Annotated in this window: 5 protein-coding genes; 4 read left to right on the top strand and 1 reads right to left on the bottom strand. The window is 68.0% G+C overall.

The genetic code is table 11. From position 1 onward, the window contains the following. Positions 1–2257, bottom strand: a 2257-nt coding sequence (locus B2J89_RS03115; RefSeq protein ID WP_240964706.1) for an Rne/Rng family ribonuclease, incomplete at its 3' end; no start/stop codon positions are given. Positions 2258–2836: 579 nt separating this feature from the next. Here B2J89_RS03115 and B2J89_RS03110 point away from each other — a divergent pair. Genes B2J89_RS03110 through B2J89_RS03095 form a run of 4 tightly spaced genes read left to right on the top strand, consistent with a single transcriptional unit; the run spans position 2837 to position 5956 of the window. Further along, entirely contained in the window at positions 2837–3859 is a 1023-nt protein-coding gene (locus B2J89_RS03110; protein ID WP_371736110.1) for an RluA family pseudouridine synthase, read from the top strand. Next, complete coding sequence (locus B2J89_RS03105; RefSeq protein ID WP_169167765.1) at positions 3856–4524, top strand: HAD family hydrolase; 669 nt, start codon at positions 3856–3858, stop codon at positions 4522–4524. The genes B2J89_RS03110 and B2J89_RS03105 overlap by 4 nt, the downstream gene beginning before the upstream one ends. Before the next feature lie 24 nt (positions 4525–4548). Then, entirely contained in the window at positions 4549–4926 is a 378-nt protein-coding gene (locus B2J89_RS03100) for a Rieske 2Fe-2S domain-containing protein (protein WP_169167764.1), read from the top strand. A 1-nt stretch (position 4927) separates the two neighbouring features. After that, complete coding sequence (locus tag B2J89_RS03095) at positions 4928–5956, top strand: S49 family peptidase (RefSeq protein WP_169167763.1); 1029 nt, start codon at positions 4928–4930, stop codon at positions 5954–5956. The last annotated feature ends 44 nt before the right edge of the window (positions 5957–6000 follow it).

Raw genomic sequence — 6000 nt, 5'->3', positions numbered from 1 at the left:
CTTCTCCGCGCGGCGCACGTTCACCACGTTCGCGGCGGCCGTTGCCAGCGCCATTGGCGGCGCTGCCGTCACCGCGTTCGCGGCGGGGGCCGCGGTCGGTGCGGGCGTCGCTGCGGGGCTCCTGGCCGGCCGCATCGCTGTGGGCCTGCTCCGGTGCCTGGCCGTTTTGCAGGTCGTTGGCGCTGCGTTCGCGGCCCCGGACGTCGCGTCCGCCTTCGCGTGGAGCGCGGGGCTCGGCGTTGCGACCTTCGGCGCTCCGGCCTTCGCCGCTGCGTTCACTGCGGCGGCCGCGGCCGTCGGCGCTGCCTTCGCGGGCGCTGTCACGCTGCCCGTCGCGGCCGCCTTCGCGGTTGCCGTCACGGCCACCGCTGCGGCGGCCTCGGCCTTCGCCGCCGCGCCCGTCACGGCGGGGTTCGCGCTGGGGTGCCTCGGAAGTGGCCGGTGCGGGCGCTGCGGCAGGCGCAGGGGAGAGCCCAGGCGCGGGTGCGCCGCCAAAGCCGAACAGGCTCTTGAGCCAGGCAAAGAAGCCCTGCTCCTGCGGCACGTGCGGTGCACGCACCGGCGCTGCGGGCGCGGCGGCAGGAGCCGCCGCCCTGGGCGCGTGGCGTGGGGCACGCACTTCGCCTTCGGCGCGCGGCGCGGCCTGCGGTGCGGGCGCGTCGGGCAGCACGCCCTTGATCACGGGCGTCTGCTTGTTGGTCGGCTCCTGCGAGCGGCGCGTCACGGCCGTGGGATCTTCCACCTGGTCGGCGAGCGTGTAGCTGGCCTCGATGTGGTCCAGGCGCGGGTCGTCGTGCTTGAGGCGCTCGAGCTTGTAGTTCGGCGTCTCCAGCGCCTTGCTGGGCACCATCAGCACGGTGACGCGCTGCTTGAGCTCGATCTTGGCGATTTCGGGGCGCTTTTCGTTGAGCAGGAACGAAGCCACTTCCACCGGCACCTGGCAGTGCACGGCGGCCGTGTTGTCCTTCATCGATTCTTCTTGAATGATGCGCAGGATCTGCAGCGCCGACGATTCGGTGTCGCGGATGTGGCCCGAGCCGCCGCAGCGCGGGCAGGGGATGGACGAGCCTTCGGAGAGGGCAGGCTTGAGGCGCTGGCGGCTCATTTCCATGAGGCCGAACTTGCTGATGGTGCCGAACTGCACGCGGGCGCGGTCCTGGCGCAGCGCGTCGCGCAGGCGGTTTTCCACTTCGCGGCGGTTCTTCGACTCTTCCATGTCGATGAAGTCGATCACGATCAGGCCGCCCAGGTCGCGCAGGCGCATCTGGCGCGCCACTTCGTCGGCGGCTTCGAGGTTGGTGCGCGTTGCGGTTTCCTCGATGTCGCCGCCCTTGATGGCGCGCGCCGAGTTCACATCGACGCTGACCAGCGCTTCGGTGTGGTCGATCACGATGGCGCCTCCCGAGGGCAGCTGCACGGTGCGGGCGTAGGCCGACTCGATCTGATGCTCGATCTGGAAGCGGCTGAACAGCGCAGCGTCGTCGCGGTAGCGCTTCACGCGGGCGGCATGCTCGGGCATGACGTGCGCCATGAACTGCTGCGCCTGCTCGTAGATGTCGTCGGTGTCGATGAGGATGTCACCGATGTCGTTGTTGAAGTAGTCGCGGATCGCGCGGATCACCAGGCTCGATTCCTGGTAGATCAGGAACGCACCCTTGCCGCCCTTGGCGGCGCCGTCGATGGCGTTCCACAATTTCAGCAGGTAGTTCAGGTCCCACTGCAGCTCGGGCGCGCTGCGGCCGATGCCGGCGGTGCGCGCGATGATGCTCATGCCGTTGGGGTATTCCAACTGGTCCATGTTCTCTTTGAGCTCGGCACGGTCCTCGCCCTCGATGCGGCGGCTCACGCCACCGCCGCGCGGGTTGTTGGGCATCAGCACGACGTAGCGGCCGGCCAGCGAGATGAAGGTGGTCAGGGCCGCCCCCTTGTTGCCGCGCTCTTCTTTTTCGACCTGGATCAGCAGCTCCTGGCCTTCGCGGATCACGTCGTTGATGCGCGCCTGGCTGGGCGAGACACCGGGGGCGAAGTACTGCTTGGAGATTTCCTTGAACGGCAGAAAACCGTGGCGGTCTTCGCCGTAGTCGACGAAGCAGGCTTCCAGCGAGGGCTCGACGCGCGTGACGACGGCCTTGTAGATGTTGCCCTTGCGCTGTTCGCGCCCTTCGATTTCGATTTCGTAGTCGAGCAGCTTTTGCCCGTCGACGATGGCCAGGCGGCGTTCTTCGGGCTGCGTGGCGTTGATCAGCATCCGCTTCATGATGCGTTTCCTTTTATGTGCTGGGTCGGCAGCGCCGCAGCACTCTGGCTGCCGGGCTGCGGCCCGTGATTCCAAACAAACAACAGGCTCGCGAGGAGCCCACAATGCCTGGACTGACGCTGTGAAACGAAGGGAATTGCCGGGTATGCCAGGTGCCGCAGGGCTTTAGCTCTGCGGGGGTGGCAAGGGCGCGTGGATGGGGGCGAGCCTGGGGGAGTGCATTTTTGCTATTAAATGAATAGCTGATTGCGCAGGCAGGATGAGCGTTGGCGTGATTTTCAATGCCCATAGCGGAAGCCAGCGCCGCCGCCCCAGGGATTGGACCATCATCACCAGCATCAACATGTTCGCTTCGATCCGCCGGTAGTCGCGGCCCGCAAGGGGTGGACTGCCAGCTGGGGTATTCCGTATCAGTGTTTCAATTGCGTCAGCCTGCCGCGCGGCATGCAGGCCAAAGCAGGCAACTGGCCTGCATCTTTGCGTGCACGACGCCCGCTGGCATCGACCTGCCTGCGCGCGGGGAAATGGCCGTGTGGACTAAACTCCAGACAAATCAACCACTTACAAAACGCTGCGCAGGTGAAACACATTATAGGGGCCAAACCGCCACCACACCGGGTCCAGGGGCCCGGCGCACCCGCCGCGCCACCGTCGGCCCGCATGGTCGAGGTCGATGCCGAATCGAGCGGCCAGCGGCTCGACAACTTCCTACTCCGCCAGCTCAAGGGCGTGCCCAAGACCCATGTCTACCGCATCATCCGCAGCGGCGAGGTGCGCATCAACAAGGGCCGCGCCAGCGCCGACACGCGCGTGCAGGGCGGCGACCAAGTGCGCTTGCCGCCGGTGCGGGTGTCCGAGAAAATGGCCGACAAGGCCGCGCACCCGGCGCCGGCGCGCGAGTTTCCCATCCTGCTCGAGGACGAGCACCTGATCGCGCTCGACAAGCCCGCCGGCGTGGCCGTGCACGGCGGCAGCGGCGTGAGCTTTGGCGTGATCGAGCAGCTGCGCCAGGCGCGGCCCCAATCCAAGTTCCTGGAGCTGGTGCACCGGCTCGACCGCGAAACCTCGGGCATCCTGCTGGTGGCCAAGAAGCGCAGCGCACTCACGCACCTGCAGGACCAGTTCCGCGAACGCGAGACCGGCAAGACCTACCTGGCATTGGTCACCGGCAGGTGGCCCGCGAACAAGAAGGTCATCGATACGCCGCTGCACAAGTACCTGCAGCCCGATGGCGAACGCCGCGTGCGCGTGACCACGGAGGGCGATCCCGATGGCATGCGCTCCATCACCCTGGTCAAGGTGCGCGCCACCGCCCCGGCCGTGCCGTTGCAGGGCCTGCCCGCGATGAGCCTGCTCGAAGTCACGATCAAGACCGGGCGCACGCACCAGATCCGCGTGCACCTGGCCAGCAGCGGCCACCCGATTGCGGGCGACGACAAGTACGGGGACTTCGATCTCAACAAGCGCCTGCAAAAATCGGGCCTCAAGCGCATGTTCCTGCATGCCTGGCGCCTGCAGTTCACCCACCCCGCCAGTGGCGCGCGCACCGAGCTGCGCGCCGAATTGCCCCCCGAACTGGCCGCCTTCGCCCCTGTGCCATGACCCTTGTCCGACCCCGCCGCTTTGACCTGATTGCCTTCGACTGGGACGGCACGCTGTTCGATTCCACGTCCATCATCGTGCGCTGCATCCAGGCCGCGGTGCGCGACGTGGGCGGCACCGTGCCCACCGACGAGGCCGCTGCCTACGTGATCGGCATGGCGCTCACGCAGGCGCTGGCCCATGCGGCGCCCGACGTGCCGCCCGAAAAATACGCCGAGCTCGGCAACCGCTACCGCTACCACTACCTGCGCCACCAGGACGACATCAGCCTGTTTGGCGGCGTGCTGCCCTTGCTGGCCGACCTGCGCGCGCGCGGCCACCTGCTCGCCGTGGCCACCGGCAAGAGCCGGCGCGGCCTCGACGAGGCGCTGCACAGCGCGGCGCTGCGCGGCGTGTTCGACGGCTCGCGCACCGCCGACGAGACCGCCGGCAAGCCGCACCCGCTAATGCTGCAGGAGCTGATGGCCGAGTTCGGCGTGCCGGCGCAGCGCACGCTGATGATCGGCGACACCACGCACGACCTGCAGATGGCCTTGAACGCCGGCTGCGCCAGCGTGGGCGTGGCCTATGGCGCGCACACGACCGAGGGCTTTGCCGCGCTGCAGCCGCTGGCCGTTGCCGCGTCGGTGGCCGAGCTGCACGACTGGCTGCGGCGCGAAGCCTGACCCTCTTGGCGGACGCTGTCCATCATGACTGCCCCTGACGACCACGCCGTGGCCCTCTGCCACAGCCGCGACCTGGTGGACGGCGGGCTGGCCGTGCCGTTCGACGTGTGCTACGCCGGCCAGACCTGCCGGGCCTTCGCCATCCGCTTTCAGGGGCAGCCCCAGGCCTACCTGAACCGCTGCACCCACGTGGCCATGGAGATGGACTACCAGCCCAACCGCGTGTTCGACGACAGCGGCCGCTGGCTGCTGTGCGCCACGCACGGCGCGGCCTATGCGCCAGACACCGGCGCCTGCGCCGGCGGCCCCTGCCGGGGCGCTCTGGTGAAGATCACACTGTCGGAGCACGGCGGCGTGGTGCACTGGCATACTGCTTACAACCTCCAACCCGTCCTCTTCTGATATGACCGAGCCCACCTCCAGCGGATCCGATAAAAATCCGCCTGAAATGCCCGACCTGTGGGCGCAAGCAGCTCCTGTTTCAGGAGCTAAAGTCGAGCCCGGGGCGCCGGGTTGGGAGCGCGGCGTGCTCGAAAAGCTGGCCCTGGCCACGCTGGCCGAGCAGCGCGCGGCGCGCCGCTGGCGCACCTTCACGCGCCTGGCCTGGCTGGCGTTTTTCGTCTTCATCGCCTGGGCCTTCCTGTCGCGCGACATGGCCACGGCGGCCAAGAGCGGTCCGCACACGGCGGTGGTCGACATCAAGGGCGAAATTTCCGCCGGCGCCGAGGCCAGCGCCGAATTCGTCATCGCTTCCATGCGCAGCGCCTTCGAGGACGACGGCTCGAAGGCCGTGGTGCTGCTGATCAACTCGCCGGGCGGCAGCCCGGTGCAGGCCGGCATCATCTACGACGAGATCGTGCGCCTCAAGGCCAAGCACAAGAAGCCGCTGTATGCCGTGGTGGAAGAAACCTGTGCCTCGGCTGCCTACTACATCGCAGCGGCGGCCGACGACATCTTTGTCGACAAGGCCAGCATTGTCGGCAGCATCGGCGTGCTCATGGACGGCTTCGGTTTCACCGGCACCATGGAAAAGCTGGGCGTGGAGCGGCGCCTGTTGACCGCGGGCGAGAACAAGGGCTTCCTCGACCCGTTCAGCCCGCAGACCGAAAGGCAGCGCGAGTACGCGCAGGCCATGCTCGACCAGATCCACGCGCAGTTCATTGCCGCCGTCAAGGCCGGCCGCGGCGAGCGGCTCAAGCCCACGCCCGAGACCTTCAGCGGCCTGTTCTGGACCGGCCAGCAGGCGGTCGACATGGGGCTGGCGGACCGGCTGGGCAGCCTCGACTATGTGGCCCGCGAGGTCGTGAAGGCCGAAGACGTCATCGACTACACGCGCCGCGACAACGTCGCCGAGCGCCTGGCCAAGCGCTTTGGCGCCGCCGTCGGTGCCGGTGCGCTGCAAACGCTGCAGCGCGCGCCCGCGCTGCGCTGAACGCAGCTGCACGCAGGAATTTTAGTGAAATAGGGCTCTGGCGC

This window comes from Acidovorax sp. SRB_24 (genome assembly GCF_012931925.1).
The sequence above is the reverse complement of the archived record's forward strand: the minus strand, read 5'-3'. Positions and strand labels throughout refer to the sequence as shown.